Genomic DNA, 21,355 nt, shown 5'->3' on the forward strand with positions numbered 1-21,355 from the left:
TTAATATGAAAGAGACCCAATACAATAATTTAGTTTCATCTTACGCTAGAGTGCTGTTTCATGTCTCAGGAAGCAGGTTAGGTATTATAAGGAAAGAAGTAGAATTTTTATTGGCTTTTTTTAAGGATCAACGTGATGTTTTTGTGTACCTATCTCATCCTATGATTTCTTTTGCACACAAAAAAGAAGTGATGCTTTCTATAAATGAGCACTTGAGTGAAAATTTAGTAAAATTTATTATGGTTATATTTGCAAACAAACGCTCTAGTTTATTGATCCTTATATTAGAAAAATTCTTAAGTCTTGCAAAAGAAAATGAAAATGAATTCGAAATTACTATAAAGTCAGCAGAAGCTTTAAAGGAATCTAATATAAAAATAATTACTGAATCTTTGAGCTTTCTTGGTAAAATAATAAAAGTAAGCAATGTGGTTGACCCTTCTATACTAGGTGGCTTCGTAGTTAGGTATGGTTTTAATTTGATCGATGCTTCGCTAAAAAGTTACTTAGATAGGTTAGTTGACTTAAGTAAAATGGAAATATTAAAAGTAAGGAATTTTGTATGAAGAACAGTATGAATGTTTCTGAGATAGCAAGTGTAATAAGGGAAAAAGTTGAGACGTTTGATAATCCTATAAAGCGGGAAAATATAGGTGAAGTAATTTCAGTAACAGATGGTATCGCATTGGTTTATGGGCTGGAAAAAGCAAAATTCGGTGAAAAGGTATTTTTTGCAAGCGGTGTAGAAGGAATAGTTCTTGATTTAGATCATGATACGGCTGGAATAGTTGTGCTTGGTAATGACCGTGATGTGAAAGAAGGGGACGTTGTAAAATGTAGTGGTGATGTTGTGCAGGTGCCTATAGGGCATGAATTGTTAGGGAGAGTTGTAAATGCGTTGGGCCATCCTATAGACGACGGTGGGGAAATTAGAGCCAAAAACAGAATGGATATAGAATCTAAAGCGCCAGGCATTATTGATCGTAAGTCTGTGCATGAGCCACTGCAAACAGGAATTAAAATTATAGATTTGCTAATTCCAATAGGTAGAGGGCAGCGTGAATTAATTATTGGCGATAGACAAATTGGTAAAACTACTATTGCGCTTGATACTATTATCAATCAGAAGAAGATTAACGATGAGGTAAACGAAAATCAAAAAATTTACTGTGTTTATGTTGCTATTGGACAAAAAATTTCAACAGTAGCAAAAGTGGTAAATAAGCTGAAAGAAAGCGGAGCATTAGAGTATACAACTGTAGTTGTGGCTAGTGCATCTGACTGCGCGCCTATGCAATTTTTAGCACCTTATTCTGGTTGCACTATTGGGGAATTTTTCCGTGACAATGGAATGCATTGTTTGATTATATATGATGATTTATCTAAGCATGCTGTGGCATATAGGCAGATGTCTTTATTGCTCAGACGTCCTCCTGGTCGTGAAGCTTACCCTGGAGATATATTCTATGTACATTCTCGCTTGCTTGAAAGAGCTGCTAAAATGTCTGATAAAAAAGGGCAGGGGTCTTTAACTGCTTTGCCGATTGTCGAAACTCAAGCTGGTGATGTATCTGCATATGTGCCAACAAATGTTATTTCAATTACCGATGGGCAGATCTTTCTTGAGTCTGAATTATTTTATAAAGGATTTCGACCTGCAGTAAATATAGGTTTGTCAGTTTCACGGGTTGGTTCTTCTGCACAACTAAAGTCTGTGAAGAAAGTTGCTAGTTCTATAAAGCTAAGCTTAGCTCAGTATAGAGAATTAGAAGATTTTGCAAAATTTGGTTCTGATCTTGATGCTAGTGTTCAATTATCCTTGAATAAGGGTAAATATCTTGTCGAGTTATTAAAGCAAAAACAACATTTACCTGTGTCAATAGAAGAGCAAGTAGTGCTGATGTATATTTTTTCTAACCTATATAATCAGTTAAGTAAAATACAAATAAGTTACATTAATAAATTTGAACATGATCTTATTAATTATTTTCATACTGTACACCCTGGGGTTTTAAAAAAGTTGTCAAATGACATGAGTGATGATATAAAAGGTGATATTTTTAACATTGTGAGTAATTTCGTTACTCAATTTAATTGCGTTTAGGTGGTGATTATGGCTTCATCTATTATTAATAAATTTCCTATGACGAGGGAAGGTTTTGAGAATATGCAAGCCGAACTTGAAAAATTAAAGGAAGAAAAACCTTCTGTGATACAGGCTATTTCTGATGCTCGTGATCAAGGTGATTTGTCTGAAAATGCAGAGTATCATGCAGCACGGGAAAGGTTAGGTTTTATTGAAGGCCGTATAATGGAGATAGAAAGTAAGCTCTCACATGCGGAAGTAATAGAAGTAAAAAATTTGTCTGGTGATTCAGTAATGTTTGGTGCAACTGTGACATTAAGCATGTTAAGTGATAATAACGGTGAAGTGGAATATGTTTATAAGGTTGTAGGCGAATATGAAGCTGATGTTTCAAAGCAGTTAATATCTACTAGTTCACCACTCGGGAGTGCCTTAATCGGCAAAAAAGTCGGTGAGTATGTGGAAGTGACAGTGCCAAATGGAGAGAAATTGTATAAAATAGTTAAGATTGAATTTAAGTAAATTATTATGGTACAGGCCACTTATGCTTCAATGATTCTACCCGGTATTTCTTCTGTGGAAGATGTATTAGAGGATGCTCGTTCCGGTAAATTATTCATTTTAGTTGATGATGAAAGTAGAGAGAATGAAGGTGATTTGGTTGTCTTAGCTGAAAAAGTAAAACCAGAACATATGGCTTTTATGGTTAGGTACGGTACTGGTATTGTATTTCTAGCTATGACTGAGCTTCATATGAGTAAACTAGATCTTGAGTTTATGAAGAGAAGTAATGTAGATGAAAAGCTTACTCCTCATACTGCATTTACTACATCAATTGATGCGCGTTATGGCATTACAACAGGTGTTTCTGCTCATGATAGAACACATACGATACTTACCGCCATTGATGAAAGCAGTACTAAGGACGATATTATTACTCCAGGACATGTTTTTCCTATTATTGCAAATGAAGGCGGGGTTTTAGCACGTAATGGTCATACTGAAGCAAGTGTTGAAATAGCAAAGTTAGTTGGCTTTAATCATGCAGCTGTAGGGTGTGAATTAGTGAATGATGATGGCTCTATGATGCGCTTACCTCAGTTACTTAAATTTGCTGAACAACATAAAATTAAGTTAACTACCATCGACAAACTTATCAGTTACGTTAAAAAATTAAACTAGCGTTCATAAATTTGTATAATTTAAGTGTTAAAATATAGAATTCCTATAAATTATACAAGCACAGAATTTCCATGTTTAGAATTGCTAAGTTTTTGACCTTATTGTTCTTTTTTGCATATTATAATAATGCTTACTCTATTAACATTATTAGAGATAGTGAAGTGGAAGCAATAGTGAAAGAGCTAGCGCAACCTTTATTTTTCGCTGCAAACATTGATAGTGACCGAATGAAAGTTTTTATAATTAATGATAATTCGATTAATGCTTTTGTAATTAACAACAACAGTATCTTCATTCATTTAGGACTTTTACAATACTCGGCTAAACCTTATGTCCTGCTTGGTATATTAGCACATGAGATTGCTCACATATCTGCTGGTCATATATTGCAAATGAGTAGTGCTATGGGTTATTTTCAATCGATAGCAATGATTAGTTATATGGTAGGATTAGTTTCTAGTATTATCATTAACCCTCAGGTTGCTGGTGCAATTTTGCTTAGTGGTGTAGCACTCAGTTCAGGGCTATTTTTTAACTATTCTCAAGAGCAAGAAAGTGTAGCAGATAGCTATGCTTTAAGGTACCTTGATGAATCTGGCTATGATAATTCAGGTATGAAAGAGATTTTTGATTATTTTAAAAGTATTGAGCATGAGAACACCGAGGAATATTTCCGCACTCACCCACTTAGTGAGAAACGCATATTTGCTGTACAAAATTATAAGGTCAAAAACAACGTAAAACCAATTTTTGCGGATAAGTTACTAAAGTTTGAGCGTGTGGTTGCAAAGCTAGACTCTTTCTTTGCTCCTATTCATGTGTTATCTAATAAATATGAAAGTAATTCTGAGTATGTAAATGCTATAGTTTGCTATAGGCAAGGAAAGATAGAAGAGGCTATTGCTAAAGTTAATTCATTGATTCAAGAGTCACGCAATGACCCATACCTATATGAATTAAAAGCAGAAATGCTATACAAGGCCGGAAATTTAAGTGAAGCAATAAAAATGTATGAGGAATCGTTTAGGTATTTATCTGAGAAAAACAGTTATTTAGTGAAACTTGCATTATCTCATACTTTATTATTACATGGTGATGCAAAAAAGGCGATTTTTTACCTGGAGCAGATTTTGAATGTAGAACCAAATAACGCTTTTGTCTGGAAATATTTAAGCATTGCATATAAATGTGAAGCTGATACGGCAATGCATTATTTTGCCTTGACAAAAAAGGCTTGTATTGAAGGTGATTTAAAGCAATTTACAAAATATGCTGAGCTAGCTGTTAAAACTCTACCAAAAGATAGTCCTTATTTGTTGCAAGTTGAAGATATGAAGCAATTTAATGGATAACAAAAAAGCATTTCTGCACTTTTATGGGTTATTTTCCACACTTTTCCAACATAGCTTTTGTCTTATTATTTATGTTGGGCATAATTTTCGTTATGATAGTTTTAGCGCCAAAAAATACACCACAGAACATGCCTAGAGCAAAGAGGGCTGGCCAAGGCATCCTGCCAAATATTGCAAGCAAAGCTGCACCAATTATTACTACCGTCATAAGTGGACCGCCTATTCCCCAAACGTAACCAATAATATTGCATATTACTTTAGTTGTGTCATCCATATCAGGATCAGGATCAGTGGTAGTTGCATAACCTGAGAAAGAGAAAAGCAATACTACACAAAAAACACTAAAAAATCTTTTTATTATAGAGCTCATTTTCTTGCCTTTAAATAATAAATTAATGCAAACCTACACATATTCTTATTTTAAAGTAAAAATTATAATTTGTCTATGCATAAGTGTTGCTACATAAATAACCCACCATTAATGTTAAGCACATGCCCTGTTATATATTTTGCTTCATCACTTGCTAAAAATAAGACCCCTGCTGCTATTTCTTCCCCTGTTCCCATTCTTTTCATTGGAATATTATCTAATATTTTTCCCTTTTGTCCTTCATTTAAAACTTCAGTCATTTTAGTATCTATAAACCCAGGAGCAATACAATTTACTGTTATATTACGACTTGCAACTTCTTTTGCTATAGATTTGCTCATAGCTATTATTCCAGCTTTAGACGCTGCATAATTTGCTTGCCCGGCATTTCCTGTCAGCCCTATTATTGAGGAAATATTTATAATTCTTCCCCAATTATTCTTAATTAGTCTCTTACATGCTTCTCTACTCAGCTTAAATGTAGAGCTCAAGTTAATATCAATTACTTTTTGCCATGCTTCATCTGTCATTCTCAATAATAAACTGTCTCGCGTAATGCCCGCATTGCATATAAGTCCGTCAAAGCCTTCCATCAACTCACTTGCTCTATTTACTAGTTGATTTACTTCATCAGCATTTGATAAGTCACAAGGGAGTATGTGCATATTTTTTTCATATTGTTTAGCAACTTCTTCGAGCACTTCTTTTTTTGTGCCAGAAATACATAAAGTTGCTCCGGCTTTGTGCATAATTTTTACAATTGCTTGCCCTATTCCGCCTGATGCGCCAGTGATCAGGAACTTTCTACTTTCCAACCTAAACATAATAACTTTATATTATCTTAATTCCTAACAAAATATCGACTGGTTGGCAATAGATTTCTTACATAATATAAGTAACTCAGATATTCACAAAATAAAGGAAAAGTTATAATAAAGTTAAACGTCAAAAAATTTTAAAAACATAGTTGATGCAGGAATTGTTACTAAATAGTTTATTCTGGTGCTCTGCAGTCTAAATGGAATGCCTAAATTATAGATTCTTTGTTTTTGTGTGTTATCTTGAGTTAACACAAATTCACAGTAGTATTATGATAAGTAAGTTAAAAAAGCTTAGCGCTGGATTTTCTTTGACAGGCCTGATTGGCCATAGTGATAATATAAATATGCAAGGAGCAAAAAATAAAAAGAAGAAGTACCCAAAATTTTTGGATAAGACGTTTGCATTGATTGATGCAGTGATAAATTTTATTTTAAAACGCGAAAGTAATAACGTAAATGAAGTTCTGAGAGTAACATGGGGACCACTATTTTTTGGTCTGGTAGTAATACTCATCTTTTTTGGGATAGGTGGTATTTGGTCGGCTATAGCTCCAATTAACGGTGCGGTGCATGCAAGTGGAGAAGTTATTGTATCTTCAAATAGGAAAATAGTTCAACACTTGGGCGGAGGAATAATAAGCAAAATTTTAATCAAAGAGAGCCAAGCAGTTAAAAAAGATGAGCCTCTAGTTTTGTTGAGTGATGTTAACGAGAAGGCGAATTTAAGTATTATCAAAGAAAAGCTCTTATCATTTTTAGCAACAGAAGCAAGGCTTATTGCAATCAGAGGAGATTTAGACACGCTCGAGTTTCCTGATGAGGTTAAAAAATTATCTCTCGATGAACTTGTAAATAAAGCGATAAAGAATCAAGTAAAGTTGTTCAACTCTCAGAGAAAGAGCATATTGGGAAAAACAGACATACTGCAACAACGTATAAAGCAGTTAAATGATGAATTAGCTGGGCTAAACTTTCAACTAAATGCAGCTCATAAGCAATATGACTTGATAACTGAGGAGTTGGAAACAAAAAGACAATTACTTGATAGTGGCCATATAAGCAAACCACACATTTTAGCTTTAGAAAAACAGTTTGCTGAAATTGAAGGCAGAGTTGGACATTACCGTTCTGCAATATCTCAAGTGCAGCAAAAAATTGGAGAGAATGAATTAGAAATTATAAACGTGAGAAATGATTCTCAAGAAAGAGCAAACGCTGAACTTAAGGAAGTTAGTACGTCTATTGCAGACTTGAAAGAGAGGCTGATGGTTGCTGAAGATTCATTAGCACGTACAATAATTAAATCCCCTCAAGATGGGATAGTCACAGATATAAGATACCATACTGAAGGTGGTGTTATACAATCTGGAGTTCCAATCATGAGCGTAGTGCCATCGGATGATGACCTAATAATAGATGCTAAAATTCAGACCAGAAACATAGAAGAGGTACTGTCAGCACAAAAGAAAGATAGCAACATAGTCTCTATTGATGGGCTAGAAGGGCTAAAGGTTAAAGTCCGGCTGAGTGCTTACAGTGCACGTCGTTTAAGTTTAATTAGTGGTATAGTAAGCCATATTTCTCCTGATGCTCTTGATGATCCAAGACTAGGGCGTTATTATTCAGTGCGCGTGGTGATACCAAAGCCAGAGCTTGCTCAGTTTAAAAACGTATACCTATACCCTGGTATGCCAGCAGAAGTGTACATAGTTACTCAATCCCGTACTCTTTTATCATTCTTGTTTACACCTATAATTGCAACAGTCGATAGGTCTTTTATAGAAAGGTAGCTCTATTTGGCTTCTCTAAAGATTTCGTTTACAGAATCTAGTAACTCAGCTATGCAGAATGAAAAAAGTTTGTATGGTATACAAATATAGTGTGTTTTTTTGTAATTATTTTCTATAATGCGTAAATCTTTGGTCCAAGCTGTAATGCTACCAAGGCATTAAAAGTTAATTAACAAACTGCAATGTATAATAAAATAAAGAAACTTGTAAGATTTTGATCTTACAGATTATAAACTTATTATAGAATTTACTTAAAGTAAATACTTAATTTAAAATATTATAATATTTTTCCTTACAATAGATTTATGTAAATGCTTTTTTACTCAAATTAGTATTGTACTATTATACTTGTTGAATGCTAAAAAATTATTAACCATCACTAATCTCTATTTGCATAGTAAGTTTATATATACTATTATACAGTATATCATTTAGTTTTATAGCAAACAAAAGATATGGTGAAGTTATTTGCACTATTGATAATATTTTACTCAAATATATCTGTTGCCTCTGCTCCTACTTCCTGGCAATTTGGATTTCCTGCTCCTGCAACTGAAGTAATGGAGGCTGTAGTTAGGTCACATTCGTTTGTAATGGTTGTGATGGTTGCAATAATGCTTTTTGTGTGGGCGCTGCTTGCTTATGTAGTATTTCGCTTTCGTAAAAGCAAAGTGGCAAACGTAAGCCAAACTAACCACAATGTCCTTTTAGAAATTGTTTGGTTTGTTATACCAACGATTATTGTTGGTATATTAGCCTTTGAAAACGCTAAATTACTGAAGCTACAGGAAGAAATACCGAAAGCTGATATAACACTGAAAGTTATTGGCCATCAATGGTATTGGAGTTACCAATATCCAGAATATCAAGGTGTGTCATTTGATAGTTATATTAAGGGAAAAGAAGACTTTATCGAAGGAGATTTAAAGCTATTCTCTGTTGATAACAACATCGTTTTACCCATTAATACTAACGTTCGTTTACAAGTTACAGCAGGAGATGTGATACACAGCTGGGGAGTACCAGCTTTCGGTGTAAAAATTGATGCGATACCAGGTAGGCTGAATGAGGCGTGGTTTAATATCAAAAAGTCTGGTGTTTATTACGGGCAGTGCTATGAATTGTGTGGTCAAGGCCATGGATTTATGCCAATTGTTGTTGAAGCAGTAAGCAAAGAAGATTTTAATAAGTGGATTGAAAATAGAAAATTAGTGAGTTAAATTTGGAGTATAGGTATGAATGACGTACCAAAGGGCATAAAGCGTTGGTTGTTTTCCACTAATCATAAAGACATAGGGACACTGTACATTATTTTTTCCATATTAGCTGGAATTATTGGTGGATTATTATCGGTGATTATTCGCACTCAGCTAATGCACATTAATATACTTAACAATAATTATCAATTATATAACGTAATGGTTACAGGGCATGCGTTGATAATGGTGTTTTTTATGATAATGCCAGCCCTCATGGGAGGGTTTGGTAACTGGTTTGTACCTCTCATGATTGGCGCACCAGATATGGCATTTCCTCGTATGAATAATTTAAGTTTTTGGTTATTAGTGTCATCTTTTATTTTGCTCATTCTCTCAGTGTTTATTGGTGAAGGTCCAGGTACAGGTTGGACTTTATATCCACCTTTATCACAGGTAATGTCCCATCCAAGTGCAGGAGTTGACATTGCTATACTTGCACTTCATGTTGCTGGTATGTCGTCAATTGTTGGGGCGATCAACTTTATAGTTACTATATTTAACATGCGCACAAAAGGAATGTCATTAACTAAGATGCCACTGTTTGTTTGGTCTGTCTTGCTAACAGCATTTATGTTGATTGTTGCCTTACCAGTGCTTGCCGGTGCTATAACTATGCTTCTTACTGATCGCAATGTTGGTACTTCCTTTTTTGATCCTGCCGGTGGCGGAGATCCTGTGTTATTTCAACATCTATTTTGGTTTTTTGGTCATCCAGAAGTTTACGTAATTATTTTTCCTGCATTTGGCATCATAAGTCAGGTTGTATCAACTTTTTCTCACAGACCTGTATTTGGTTACATAGGGATGGTTTATGCTATGATAGGTATAGCAGTATTTGGCTTTATGGTGTGGGCTCATCATATGTTCACTGTTGGGCTTAGTGCTGACGCTGCTGCATTTTTTAGCACTACCACAATTTTTATCGGTGTTATAACTGGTGTAAAAGTCTTTAGCTGGATTGCAACTATGTGGGGTGGAGCAATTGAGTTTAAGACCCCTATGCTATTTGCGCTAGGTTTTATTTTCATGTTTGTTGGCGGTGGAATAACGGGAATAATTCTTTCTCATGGTGGAATAGATAAGCTTCTGCATGATACCTACTATGTTGTTGCTCACTTCCATTATGTCATGTCACTTGCTGCATTATTTGGAGCTTTTGCTGGCTTTTATTATTGGATTGGTAAAATGTCGGGTAAACAATATAATGAGCGCTTAGGTCAAATCCACTTTTGGCTTACTTTTATTAGTACCAATATCACTTTTTTACCTCAACATTTCTTAGGATTAGCTGGCATGCCAAGGCGTATACCTGATTATCCTGATGCGTTTATCCCTTGGAATTATATATCCTCAATTGGCTCATATATGTCCTTTGTTTCAGTTATGTTTTTTGTGTTTATAGTTATACATCTCTTTAAATGGGGCAAAAAAGCTGGGGATAATCCTTGGGAAGGTGACACCTTGGAATGGACAGTATCTTCACCACCGCCTTTTCATACTTTCGAAAAGCCACCAGTGGTAAAATAGAATGTACACAAGTGTTTTGCTAAATGTTGAATCAACAATACTGGATTTTTGGCGTTTGCTGAAGCCAAGGATAATGTATCTTGTGGTATTTACTGCAGTTGCTGGTATGGTTACTGCACCAGGTAGTATGCACCCTTTTCTAGCACTAATATCTCTTATATGTGTTGCTCTTGGCTCAGGATCTGCAGGTGCTATAAATATGTGGTATGACAGAGACATAGATCTGCTCATGGAAAGGACAAAAAACCGCCCTATACCCTCAGGAAGAATTCTTGCAGAAAGTGCGCTTGAATTTGGTATAACTCTTGGAATATTGTCAGTATTTATCATGGCAATAGCAGTAAACTATATTTCTGCTGCTTTGCTTGCAGTTAGCATATTATTTTACGTTTTCGTATATACAATTTGGCTAAAAAGGCGTACTTCACAGAATATCGTTATCGGTGGTGCAGCAGGTGCTTTTCCTCCAATGATTGGCTGGGCAGCTGTGACTAATTCTGTCAGCTGGGAAAGTTTCATTTTATTTTTAGTAATTTTTATGTGGACTCCACCACACTTTTGGGCCTTATCTTTAAATAAGTCTGAAGACTATGCAAGAGCATCGATTCCTATGTTCAATATTGTTTATGGTCCGGAAAAAACAAGAAAATATATATTAATTTATAGTGTGTTGCTGGTATTAACCAGCTTGCTTCCAGCTCTATTTTTGAAAAAGGCTTTACTTTATCTAAGCATGGCAATTTTTGCAGGTTGCATCTTTATTTGGTACGCTATATCAATTCTCAGATTCAAGAACCACAACTCACAGAAACAAATGTTTTCTTATTCAATTTCTTATCTATTTTCCCTATTCGCCAGTATTATTTTTTGTTCTATTGATTTATTTTAGTTATGAAAGAACGGCAGAAGCATAAAAACTATTTTTTACTTTTCCTTTTGGTAATGCTCGTTGTCACACTTTTTTTTGTTTCTATAATAAAATTTAAAGGTGCAGCTTAAACTACCTTTAGAAATTGTGCTTTCATAAAAGCAACTGTATACTTTGTTAGCCGATATAAACAAAGATGAGTAAGAAAGAAGTGACAATATACACGGATGGGGCGTGTTCTGGTAATCCTGGAGCGGGAGGATGGGCAGCTATCATATTATTTCAAGATTATAGAAAAGACATTTATGGTAGAGAAGAAAATACCACAAACAATAAAATGGAGTTAACAGCGGTGATCAATGGGCTAAAAGTATTGAAATTTTCTTGTAATATTAATTTATATACGGATAGTCTTTATATTAAGCATGGCATAACAGAGTGGATAAATAAGTGGAAAATGAATGGCTGGAAAACAAGTAATAAAAAATCAGTAAAAAATATGGAATTGTGGAAAGAGCTAGACAACGTTGCTTCACAACACGAAATTGATTGGAAGTGGGTTAAAGCACACAGTGGCAATAAATATAATGAGGAGGCTGATATTTTAGCAAGAAAAGCAATAATTGATGCTTAAAAAAATTACTATATTATTTTCCGTAGCTTTATTGTTCATATTGTGCTTCTTTATTTTTTTAAAGCCTTTAGAAATCAATATTAATTATATTAATTTTTATGTTAAACATAAAATATCAAAAATATTTGTTGGCTCAAGCGTTAATATGGAGAATACCTCAGTTGTTTGGCAGAAAGATGGCAAAGATCGGTATTTAGTCATTACAGATTTGGCAATAGCAAACCCTAATTTTACTATAAAAGTTCCTGAGCTTTTTGTACATTTTAAGTTAAGTTCCTTATTTAAAGCTAGCACAAATCTCTCTCAGGTTTCAGCTGATAATGTGCATGTATGTATCAAGAGAGAAGAAACTAATGTTAATCCGCAAAACTCATTAGACCTTTTGGATAATCATTATTTAAATAGTAACCGCCTTCCTTCGGTGTCATTCCAGCGCGTGACGCTGGAATCTAGAAAAAAAGAAACAAGTAGTCAAGCTACTTGGATGACAAGGACGAGTGCTGGAATGACAGGGAAGAATTTCAAGATGACAGAAAGCAGTGCAAAAAATCTATTAAAAACAATAAGGGGATTTTTTTTTGACTTAAATGCGGATTCAAAAATTGAATTTACTAACATCGCTATTGATAAAAGCACAGAAGATGAATTTTTTATTGATAAATTATATATAGGGAAGGGGGAAGATTTTAATGTTTTAGATATTCATGTGAATACAAAAGATGGAAAGGGATTTTTGGATGATTTATCAATTACAATAAAAAATCGCAACAATTTGCTAAATGTATACGGGACATTTTATAATCTAAAATTGGGACTATTGAGCGAGTTTTCTACATTAGTTAAAAGCTACAATTTGGACAAAAATATAGGATTCAAAGGAAGCTTCTCAGTGAAAATTGATAAAAAGGATGAAATTGTAGATGGAAATATATACGTATTGAATACAGAAAATTATTTGAACAAAAATTTGGCCTTAACTAATGTAAATATAAATTTAACATATAGTGATGGAATTATTAGTGTAAAAAACTTCCATTTTAAGTTAAATGACACGTATCTCTCTTTAATAGGCAAGATGAACTTTAGTACAAGTCATGCTTTGCTTAGAATTAATATTAGCAAGTTTGCTGCAAAGGATTTATGTACTTATGTACCAGATGGTGTAGTGAATAGTAAATTTAGAAGCTGGTATTGTGATAATATTAATGGGGATGTTTTAAATACCATTGTAAGTTTCAATGGCAAAATTAACAATTTGGTTGATGGCGATCTGTCAGACATTGTAATTGTTGCTGATATAGAAAATGGTAGCGTAAAATTTGATGAAGATTTTGAGCAAGTAAAGGAATTAAAGGGTGATTTGATCATCAAGAATAACGATCTCAAAATTACTGCAAATAGCGCTAAGTTTCAGAATTTCGCTATTAATGGTGGTGATATTGAAATGAAATCTCTCAATAAGGAAAATTCAGTTCTAACCATTAATGGCCAAGCTGTAAGTGATGCGTATGGTTTTTATGAGCCTATAAGATTTAAGCTGGATGATGTGGTGAAGGTTGAAAGGGATAAAGTAAGTGGAATGGCAAAATCTGTATTTAATTTTCGCATTTTTAATCTAAATGCTGATGACAAAAAAGTAGACTTCTCAGCAAATTTTCATTCTGAAATTAACAATTTGGCCGTCTATAATGCAAGTCTTGGTAAATATGACATTAAGCTTAGTTTTGGCAGTGACTTTATAGATTTAAATGGTAGTGGTATGGTGAATAACACACAGCTATTATTTGACCTGAAAAGTAGCAATAGGAATGAAAGTTTTGCCTGGAATTTGACCGGAGATTTACCCGCTCAAATACTTGATTTTGATGAAAATATAGGTGGCTATGTCAATACAAATATAGAATCGGTGATAAATCAAGATAAGACGGGACATGTTAATGGTAATATGGATTTATCAGAGCTTGAATCACGTTCAAGTTATTTTGGGTGGAAAAATCGTTTTGAAGATCACAATAAAGTTTTGTTCTCTGTAAAATTAAAAGGTGCCGATGAATTGTTAATAGACAAATTAGATGTTATAGGAAATGACCTAGATATAAAATTCAGCGGAAGAGTAGGAAATGGAAATTTATATTTAAATTCTAGTAGTTTTAAATTGCCTGATAATGATTTTAGTATAGAAATTGAATCAGGTAAGGAAAAAAATGCCATAACTATTTATGGTGAGAAAATCAATTTGAGTGATATTTTAGGCTTGCTTGGCAAAAACAATAATGGATTAAACAAAGATATAGAAATTAGTATGAATGTTGACAATGTAATTATGAAAGAAGGCGTCGTTATCAAAAATGCTAAGCTGAATGTAACCTGTACTAAAGGTAATTGCAATGGAAGTCAATTTACAGGACAGTTTCTAGAAGATAGCAGCAACATACTAGCGGAATACAGTGGAATAGGGCTCGAAATATATGCGGATAATGCAGGTATACTTTCGCGTTCCTTAGGCATTAGTAAATCAGTCAAAAATGGTAAACTTTCTCTTTATCTATCTCCTCAAAGAGAAAATGAAGAACATTATGGCATGTTATCTATTAGTAATTTTTATATCAAAGATGCTCCACTACTCACTACTTTATTATCGATGTCTTCGCTTCCTGGTATTGTAAATGCTATAAAGGATGAAGGTGTATACTTTTATAAATGTAATGTACCTTTCTCATACAAAGATGGCTCTGTCGAAATTGAAGAATCTTGGCTTGAAGGGTCGGAATTAGGCATTAGCACTAGCGGTAAGCTCGACATTAGAAATTATAAATTCCAAGTTGAAGGACAGGTAATACCAGCATATTCAATTAATAAATCTTTGTTAAAAATTCCTATAATTGGGAAACTTCTTACTGGCGGGAAAAGTAGGGGAATCGTTTCAATAGACTATAAAGCAAGTGGTGATGACAAAAACAATAACGTATCTGTTGATCTTATCTCTTCGCTAACTCCAAACCTATTAAAGAGGTTATTGGGAGTATTTGATCGCATTATGACAAAAACTAACGAAGCTGTCATCGGTGGCTTAAAAGGTGGTGTGAAAAAGAAATTTGGTTCGACATGACCAAAAGGGAAGTTGTTTAACAAAATTATGGACAAAAATGCAAGAATTTCGGAATGATCCACCTGATTTTTTATCTAATTATTTAAGCAATACCACTCTCTTTCTGGAAACTTGATTATGATAAAGTAAAAGTTATTTCTTTACAAAATTATAGACAAAAAATGCAAGAATTTCGGAATGATCCACCTAGTTTTTTTATCTAGTTGTTTAAGTGCCCTTTATCGCCTCCCATATCTGCAAAGTTATAAATACAACTAGAAGGGTAGGGGATAAAAGTTCGTTATTTTACTATATTAGGTCATCATGTTGGTGATAATCATGATTACATAGTGAGTAATTGCCTACGTAGTTTTCGTCAGCATCTTGATTAACATCAGGTTTAAGCAAAGAAAGATTGTCATCGGATTGTTCTTCTGATAAGTTAAGCAAAGAAAGGTTGTTATCAAATTGTTCTTCCTCTTTAGACCCAAATAACCATGAAAAGAATGATGAGATAGAATCAATAACGGATTTAATTGCTGAAAAAATATTGGATAAGAAATTACTGGGTTGCTCTATTTCATCCACATCCACTTCAGGTTTACTTCTGCTTATAAGTGTCTTATCTAACCATTCAGATATATTCTTGTCTGGATTATGAAAATACATTTTCTCTATGTCCTTATGTTCATCAACATCAATATAAACTTTTAAAGTTGCGCTCTCGCCCCCTAATTTGTAACACTCGCTAATGAGTAATTCATGAGAGTTCTTTATATCTTGAATCAATCGAAGGTTTTCTTCTTCTACCAAAAGAAAACCTTTGTGTTCTGCTCTATAAGTTGTACCTTCGTATTTAAAACTAAACATCCATCCACGATCTTCATATTCATCTAGTCCAGAATTCTTGACACGTTGTATAATTTGAAATTTTTCTTCTTCTGAAAGGTCCTTGCGGTATATACTACCAGTTGTACCTTTGTATTTAAAACTAAACATCGATCCATGGTCTTTATATTCATCTACACCCATCTGCTTGCAAATAGCTTTATAATTTTTTTCTTCTACTTCTCGTCCAACAACATTTGCTATGAGTTCAGTATCCAGAATACTCAAAGCTTTGACTGTTGCCGATGGTGAAAAACACAATTGAAATATGTGGCCTAGCTCATGACCTAGAATAAAATCCATGGCACTTTGCTTATATGTCAGAATATTCTGATAATCTGTTACTCCTCGTGTAATATATCCTGGACCACCATCTTTATCTAAGCCGAGAAGATTGTTATACTTTGTATAATCGCTTCTATTATTAAAAATGTGAACCGTTATATTGTAACTTGCATTACTATTTTTCAAGCAAAACTTTTCTTTAAATGCCTCATAGGCAGTTTTAATGTCTTTTTCTATTTGGTTTTGTTCCTGCTCAGATAAGTTGTCATATTTTATAGTACAATTTATATACTTGTATTTAACGGTAAAGCTGTTAGACAAAACATCATGTATATTTGTGGAAAAATAATTGAACTGCTTTGACTCAGCTTCCTTATACAATTGATGCCCATATTTATCCCTAGAATACTTTGGTAGTTTAGGTACTTTGGCAATTAAGTTTTTGTTACTATCAAAAAAAGAAATGTCAGAATTACCAATCCTAAAATCCGTTATAGATTGCCCGCAAGTGCCATCATTTGCACAATCGTGATTATCTTTAGTGTATTTTCCCATTTTGATACCTCACTACCAAACCTTACTATATTATTATCTTGGTAAAAATCATAATAATTCGTTAACTTGTATTTTAAATCTGTATATCAAATGTACTTTTCTCGTAAGGTGCCAATTGTGAAGCTAATGAATTTTATTTGTTTAAAATTTTGCTGAAATAGCTCTTTTTATACTATGTTTTATAGTTTGCTATATTATGTGATTTTATTTTTAGCGTTGCTTCTTATGTTATGTAATTTTATTTTCCATAATGTATATTATGTAATTTTCAATGCTAATAAAACTACTTCCCAACCTTTTAAACAGCAACTTGTCGAACCTCCAGATTAGTACTTAAGAGAAAGTATTAAAGTATCTCTTTAAGTATTATATATTAGTATCTAGAGTGAGCAGCACTCGCTTGCTCTTTGTTTAAGTTTAGTTCATCTAGTTTATTACTAGGTTTTGATATTGCATATGTAATACCACCAGCAACAAGTCCAACTGCCAGCGCAGCAGCTACATCTATACCAACTATAGCTAATACTGATAATTGAACGCCGGCAACACCACACCCAACACCGACTGCCAATGCAGCTATAACACCACAAATGATACCAATTTCTAAAGACTTACGTGCTTCTTTATCATGATCTCTTTTTACAGCAGCTTGAAAATTTCCATCATCCTTCAAAGTGTCTGTTACTGCAGTTCTTAAATCTTGATTACCTACTACAGCTTCTTGTAACCCTTCATTACCTGCAACCTCAGTTACTAGTGTATCTTTCTTTGCACCAGTAAGTAACTAAGCAGCTACATCCTCATCTGATGGACTTTCTCCATCTTTATCAGGCTCTCCAAGTTTACAATCATCTTCAGCCATAGTTTGGATTGCTGCTTTTCTCAAGTTTTTTATATCTTCATTACTTAAATATTCAGCGATTTTTAAATTGAATGGACCCTCTTTCCGCATAAAACCATCAAAATGTCTAGTAACTATCTCGCCTACATTTAAAGCATCCAGTCTCTGATTTCCTATTTTGAATTGACGTTCTAGATCGTTAGCATATATAGGAAATTTACTTTTATAGTCATCTTCCAATGCTTTGCCTTTCGTACGTGAGATGCTAATTCATCATTCTTGCCTGTCAAAATATCATAGAATGTAACATTATTACCAATCTTTTCTTTTTTCATTTTTTCTACTTCATCTAGATACCTATCCCAATATTCCGGCTCTTCTTTTAAACAAAAACTGAGTTCTTCATCAGAAAAAAAGCTTTCATAATTGTATTGTATAAAAATTTTTGGCTTCTCTGCTCGGGAACCTTTTAAATATATATGTACCTCGTAATTCTTCCTTTATTTTATCGATTACATTATGCTCACTTAAGCTATTGTCAATTTCTATCGCATTAAATATTCTTTAGTAATTATCACACACATTTAAACAAAAAAAAGGTGCTCGTGCTCGAAAAAGAACGTTACAAATGCATATTTATTCAAACCTTTGCCTTCTTCTCAATATACCTACATATTAAAATGGACAATTCATATAGAATCAGCATTGGTATTGCAAGCCCTACTTGGCTTAATACATCAGGTGGAGTTAAGATTGCAGCGATAATAAAAATTACCACTATCGCGATTCTGCGTTTATTTGACAAACTTTGTGTAGTGAGTAACCCTACTCTCACCATCAATGTGAGTATTACTGGAATTTGAAATGCAGTGCCAAATGCAAACATAAATTGGAGAACGAGGTCTAAATATTCGCTAACTGATGGCATAAACTCTATCGGTATATCGAAGGATTTACCACTGTGTTCGAAATTGATAAAAAACTTCCAGGCTAAAGGAAATATATAGTAATAGACTACAGTAGCTCCCGTTACAAATAAAACCGGGGTTGCAATTAAGTATGGCAACAACACTGCCCTTTCACTTTTATATAACCCAGGTGCTAAGAACATATAGAATTGCCATGCAAACACAGGAAAAGAAAACAAAAGTGCGCTCATTATTGCGACTCTAAGATACACAAAAAATGCCTCTGTTAAGTCTGTGTAAATTAAAGAAAAACCTTCGCTATCTTTTGTTGCTTCTATTAAAGGTGCAAGTAAAAAACGGTATATATTTTCCTTAAAGTAGTAACAAAAACCAAAAGTAACGCAAAAAAATAGAAAGCAAAAGATAACTCTTTTTCTGAGTTCCGCAAAGTGCTCACAAAATGAAGCATATTTGTTTGGGTTTCCATTCATACTTTACTATGGCTCAATAATGCTATGTCTAACATTCTCAGCGAAAAAGCCCACTCATTGTCATACCACGCCGCAACTCTACAGATGTCGCCTGTAACATATGTACCAGTTGAATCCACAATTGCGCTATAAGGGTTATGCACAAAGTCTATTGAAACTAAAGGTTCCGTGCATACAGAAAGCACATTGCTTGCTGCATCCTTAAACATTTCATTTATTTCTTTAACGGTCGCTTTCTTATCAGTCGTAAATTTAAAATCAACCATAGAAACATTGCTAACTGGAACTCTGACGGCAGTGCCATCTAGCTTTCCCTTTAATTCAGGAATTATAGAACCAATTGTTTTTGCTGCCCCGGTTGTAGTTGGCACCATAGATAATCCGCAAGCCCTTGCTCTGCATAAGTCTCTATGATTGCCATCAAGAACATTTTGATCATTCGTATAGGCGTGTATAGTAGTCATAAAGCCACTTTTTATACCTAGATTAGAGTGTAGGACTTTCACAATCGGAGCAAGGCAATTTGTAGTGCAAGAACCTGCTGATATTACTTTATGCTCTTTTTTGAGCATATCATTATTCACACCATAAACTATAGTTACATCAGCATCTGGAACTGGAGCAGAGACAATCACTTTCTCTGCATTGTGCCTTATTGCTTCTTCACGCTTGTTAAATGCACCAGTACATTCAAGTATTACATCAACATTCCAAGGAATATTTTCAGGGCTCCGTTCTCTATATAAAGAAAATTTTCTGCCATTTATAGATAGCCAATTTTGAGACTCATTAAAGTCAATATCACCACTGAATTTGCCATGAACAGAATCATATTTAATCAAATGTGCATGCTGCTTTGCACTGAGCGATCCATTGACAGCTACAACTTCTATTTGTTTGCTATATTCTTCTATTTCGAAAATAGCACGCAATACGCCTCTGCCTATTCTACCCAGACCATTAATTCCTACACGAATCGTCATCTCTTCATTCAAAAAATTTAATTATAGAGGATATCACTTGATATTTCATTCTATTCTTTTGCTTTTCTATCGATATGAACATTATAGCAAGGAGACAGGGCTAAAAAATTGCTTGACAAACTCCGTCGGCCCCCTTATTGTAGTATTAAGGGTGTTTATGACTCAAAACTTGTTTTTGATCTGCGCAGGTTCAACAACAAAAATTCAGTAAAAAACTTAGGGTATTTTTTGGCGGATTACATAAAATTATAGCGGCTGCATGTCTTTTAAAATTTTTCTACATTCAGCCAAATCGCGCTTATTTTAAGCGTTAGCACATTATTACAGCGCCACTTACAGTAATATAGAGTCAAAACTCGCACCACGGGGCTTCTTTTGCCTTTTTTTCCACTTGGTAAATTTCTTAATGTTTGTAGCTAAAGCAATTTAAGAGACCGAAAATGGTCAGTGCTCCTTTTTTTGTCATCCCAGTGCCCCTATGATATCATTCCAGTCTGGAATCTAGTCTTTATTATGCAGCCACTTATTTAGAGTTAAGTTTTCTGGATCCAAGTAGTCAAGCTACTCGGATGACAGCTACCCTGACAACCGTCATCACGCTGCTTGTTAGCGGGATCTAGAGATACCGCGGCGGTATGACGGTTCGCGGTGGCATGACGTAGAAGCTATACTTTTATAACCCAGTGTCCAATCTGGATTCCAGTTAGCGTTTTTAGTAACTAAGAAAAGTGCTCCCCCCTTTTAGAGCGCTGCATATAATAGAATTATATCGCAGTGCATTGCGAAATAAAATTCCCAATACTACAGGAGGCTTTATGAATAAGAAATTTCTCTATTCACCATTGTCAATAAAAAGCATAGGAGAAAACGGTGTATTTTCTGGTTATGCTAGCGTTTTTAATATAGTTGATAAACAAAATGACCTGATCTTACCCGGAGCATTTAAGGAAAATTTAAACAGAAATAAAATAAAACTCCTTTGGCAGCACAATCCAGGTGAACCTATAGGTAATATTATAGATATTTGCGAAAATGATGTTGGCCTGTATATAACCGCACACTTACTTTTGGGCATCCAAAAAGCAAAGGAAGCGTACTTAATGCTCAAAACTGGAGTAATCAATGGACTTTCCATCGGCTATATACCTATATAGTATGATGTTGATCATAAAAGCGGAGCTAGAGTGTTAAAACAAGTGGAATTATGGGAAGTCAGTTTGGTCACTTTTCCTGCAAACTTAGCTGCTCAGGTAATCAATGTGAAAAATCAGAACAATGAACAGGAAATGTTAGCAAGAGCGATAGAAAAAGTAAATGCTGTACTTATAGACATGTACATTTCTGCTTAAAGTGTATTAGGCTGGCAAAGACTTTACCATAATTTGATACTTGCGTTAGTATTTATTTAACATTTATACTAATATATA

General features: G+C 34.1%; 18 protein-coding genes and 1 pseudogene. 12 read left to right on the plus strand and 7 right to left on the minus strand.

Features of this window, described 5'->3' with window-relative positions:
• The first annotated feature begins 5 nt into the window (after positions 1–5).
• The 5 genes from atpH to OM966_RS05380 all read left to right on the plus strand — a co-directional run bounded on the left by atpH (position 6) and on the right by OM966_RS05380 (position 4,620).
• Entirely contained in the window at positions 6–566 is a 561-nt protein-coding gene (gene atpH / locus OM966_RS05360) for an ATP synthase F1 subunit delta (RefSeq protein ID WP_264329112.1), read from the plus strand.
• Positions 563–2,104 (plus strand): F0F1 ATP synthase subunit alpha, encoded by a 1,542-nt coding sequence (atpA, locus tag OM966_RS05365; protein ID WP_264329113.1) that lies wholly within the window; start codon positions 563–565, stop codon positions 2,102–2,104. The genes atpH and atpA overlap by 4 nt, the downstream gene beginning before the upstream one ends.
• 9 nt (positions 2,105–2,113) lie before the next feature.
• Entirely contained in the window at positions 2,114–2,608 is a 495-nt protein-coding gene (gene greA / locus OM966_RS05370; protein ID WP_007549342.1) for a transcription elongation factor GreA, read from the plus strand.
• Between the two features lie 6 nt (positions 2,609–2,614).
• Complete coding sequence (gene ribB, locus OM966_RS05375; RefSeq protein ID WP_264329114.1) at positions 2,615–3,268, plus strand: 3,4-dihydroxy-2-butanone-4-phosphate synthase; 654 nt, start codon at positions 2,615–2,617, stop codon at positions 3,266–3,268.
• 71 nt (positions 3,269–3,339) lie between these two features.
• A complete protein-coding gene (locus tag OM966_RS05380; protein ID WP_264329115.1) occupies positions 3,340–4,620 on the plus strand; it encodes a M48 family metalloprotease in 1,281 nt (426 codons plus the stop codon).
• Between the two features lie 28 nt (positions 4,621–4,648).
• Here OM966_RS05380 and OM966_RS05385 read toward each other — a convergent pair whose 3' ends face one another.
• On the minus strand, positions 4,649–4,990 hold the full coding sequence (locus OM966_RS05385; protein ID WP_264329116.1) for a TrbC/VirB2 family protein: 342 nt from the start codon (positions 4,988–4,990) through the stop codon (positions 4,649–4,651).
• A gap of 89 nt (positions 4,991–5,079) precedes the next feature.
• Positions 5,080–5,814 (minus strand): 3-oxoacyl-[acyl-carrier-protein] reductase, encoded by a 735-nt coding sequence (gene fabG / locus OM966_RS05390; RefSeq protein WP_264329117.1) that lies wholly within the window; start codon positions 5,812–5,814, stop codon positions 5,080–5,082.
• Between the two features lie 266 nt (positions 5,815–6,080).
• Here fabG and OM966_RS05395 point away from each other — a divergent pair, with 266 nt between their 5' ends.
• The 6 genes from OM966_RS05395 (at position 6,081) to OM966_RS05420 (ending at position 14,998) form a co-directional block, all read left to right on the plus strand.
• A complete protein-coding gene (locus tag OM966_RS05395) occupies positions 6,081–7,601 on the plus strand; it encodes an HlyD family type I secretion periplasmic adaptor subunit (RefSeq protein ID WP_264329118.1) in 1,521 nt (506 codons plus the stop codon).
• Between the two features lie 455 nt (positions 7,602–8,056).
• Positions 8,057–8,821, plus strand: a complete 765-nt coding sequence (coxB, locus tag OM966_RS05400; protein WP_182182743.1) for a cytochrome c oxidase subunit II — start codon at positions 8,057–8,059, stop codon at positions 8,819–8,821.
• Positions 8,822–8,836: 15 nt separating this feature from the next.
• Positions 8,837–10,387 (plus strand): cytochrome c oxidase subunit I, encoded by a 1,551-nt coding sequence (gene ctaD, locus OM966_RS05405; RefSeq protein ID WP_264329119.1) that lies wholly within the window; start codon positions 8,837–8,839, stop codon positions 10,385–10,387.
• A gap of 1 nt (position 10,388) precedes the next feature.
• The gene (locus OM966_RS05410) at positions 10,389–11,276 is read left to right on the plus strand and encodes a heme o synthase (protein WP_264329120.1); all 888 of its coding nucleotides are present in this window, start codon (positions 10,389–10,391) and stop codon (positions 11,274–11,276) included.
• Between the two features lie 175 nt (positions 11,277–11,451).
• On the plus strand, positions 11,452–11,889 hold the full coding sequence (rnhA, locus tag OM966_RS05415) for a ribonuclease HI (protein WP_253309066.1): 438 nt from the start codon (positions 11,452–11,454) through the stop codon (positions 11,887–11,889).
• On the plus strand, positions 11,882–14,998 hold the full coding sequence (locus tag OM966_RS05420) for a YhdP family protein (protein ID WP_264329121.1): 3,117 nt from the start codon (positions 11,882–11,884) through the stop codon (positions 14,996–14,998). Before rnhA ends, OM966_RS05420 begins: the two co-directional genes overlap by 8 nt.
• A 288-nt stretch (positions 14,999–15,286) precedes the next feature.
• On the opposite strand, the gene OM966_RS05425 is transcribed toward OM966_RS05420, so the two are convergent.
• From OM966_RS05425 to gap, 5 genes are all read right to left on the minus strand, one after another.
• On the minus strand, positions 15,287–16,705 hold the full coding sequence (locus OM966_RS05425) for a hypothetical protein (RefSeq protein ID WP_264329122.1): 1,419 nt from the start codon (positions 16,703–16,705) through the stop codon (positions 15,287–15,289).
• A gap of 373 nt (positions 16,706–17,078) precedes the next feature.
• Entirely contained in the window at positions 17,079–17,378 is a 300-nt protein-coding gene (locus OM966_RS05430; RefSeq protein ID WP_264329123.1) for a hypothetical protein, read from the minus strand.
• A gap of 111 nt (positions 17,379–17,489) precedes the next feature.
• Positions 17,490–17,786, minus strand: a complete 297-nt coding sequence (locus OM966_RS05435) for a hypothetical protein (protein WP_264329124.1) — start codon at positions 17,784–17,786, stop codon at positions 17,490–17,492.
• A 400-nt stretch (positions 17,787–18,186) separates the two neighbouring features.
• Entirely contained in the window at positions 18,187–18,945 is a 759-nt protein-coding gene (gene tatC / locus OM966_RS05440) for a twin-arginine translocase subunit TatC (RefSeq protein ID WP_253309061.1), read from the minus strand.
• Positions 18,942–19,928, minus strand: a complete 987-nt coding sequence (gene gap, locus OM966_RS05445; protein ID WP_264329389.1) for a type I glyceraldehyde-3-phosphate dehydrogenase — start codon at positions 19,926–19,928, stop codon at positions 18,942–18,944. Before gap ends, tatC begins: the two co-directional genes overlap by 4 nt.
• 815 nt (positions 19,929–20,743) lie before the next feature.
• Here gap and OM966_RS05450 point away from each other — a divergent pair.
• Positions 20,744–21,277, plus strand: a pseudogene (locus OM966_RS05450) (HK97 family phage prohead protease).
• The last annotated feature ends 78 nt before the right edge of the window (positions 21,278–21,355 follow it).

The sequence above is a fragment of the Wolbachia endosymbiont (group A) of Andrena hattorfiana genome (assembly GCF_947179565.1).
Classification (GTDB): Bacteria; Pseudomonadota; Alphaproteobacteria; order Rickettsiales; family Anaplasmataceae; genus Wolbachia.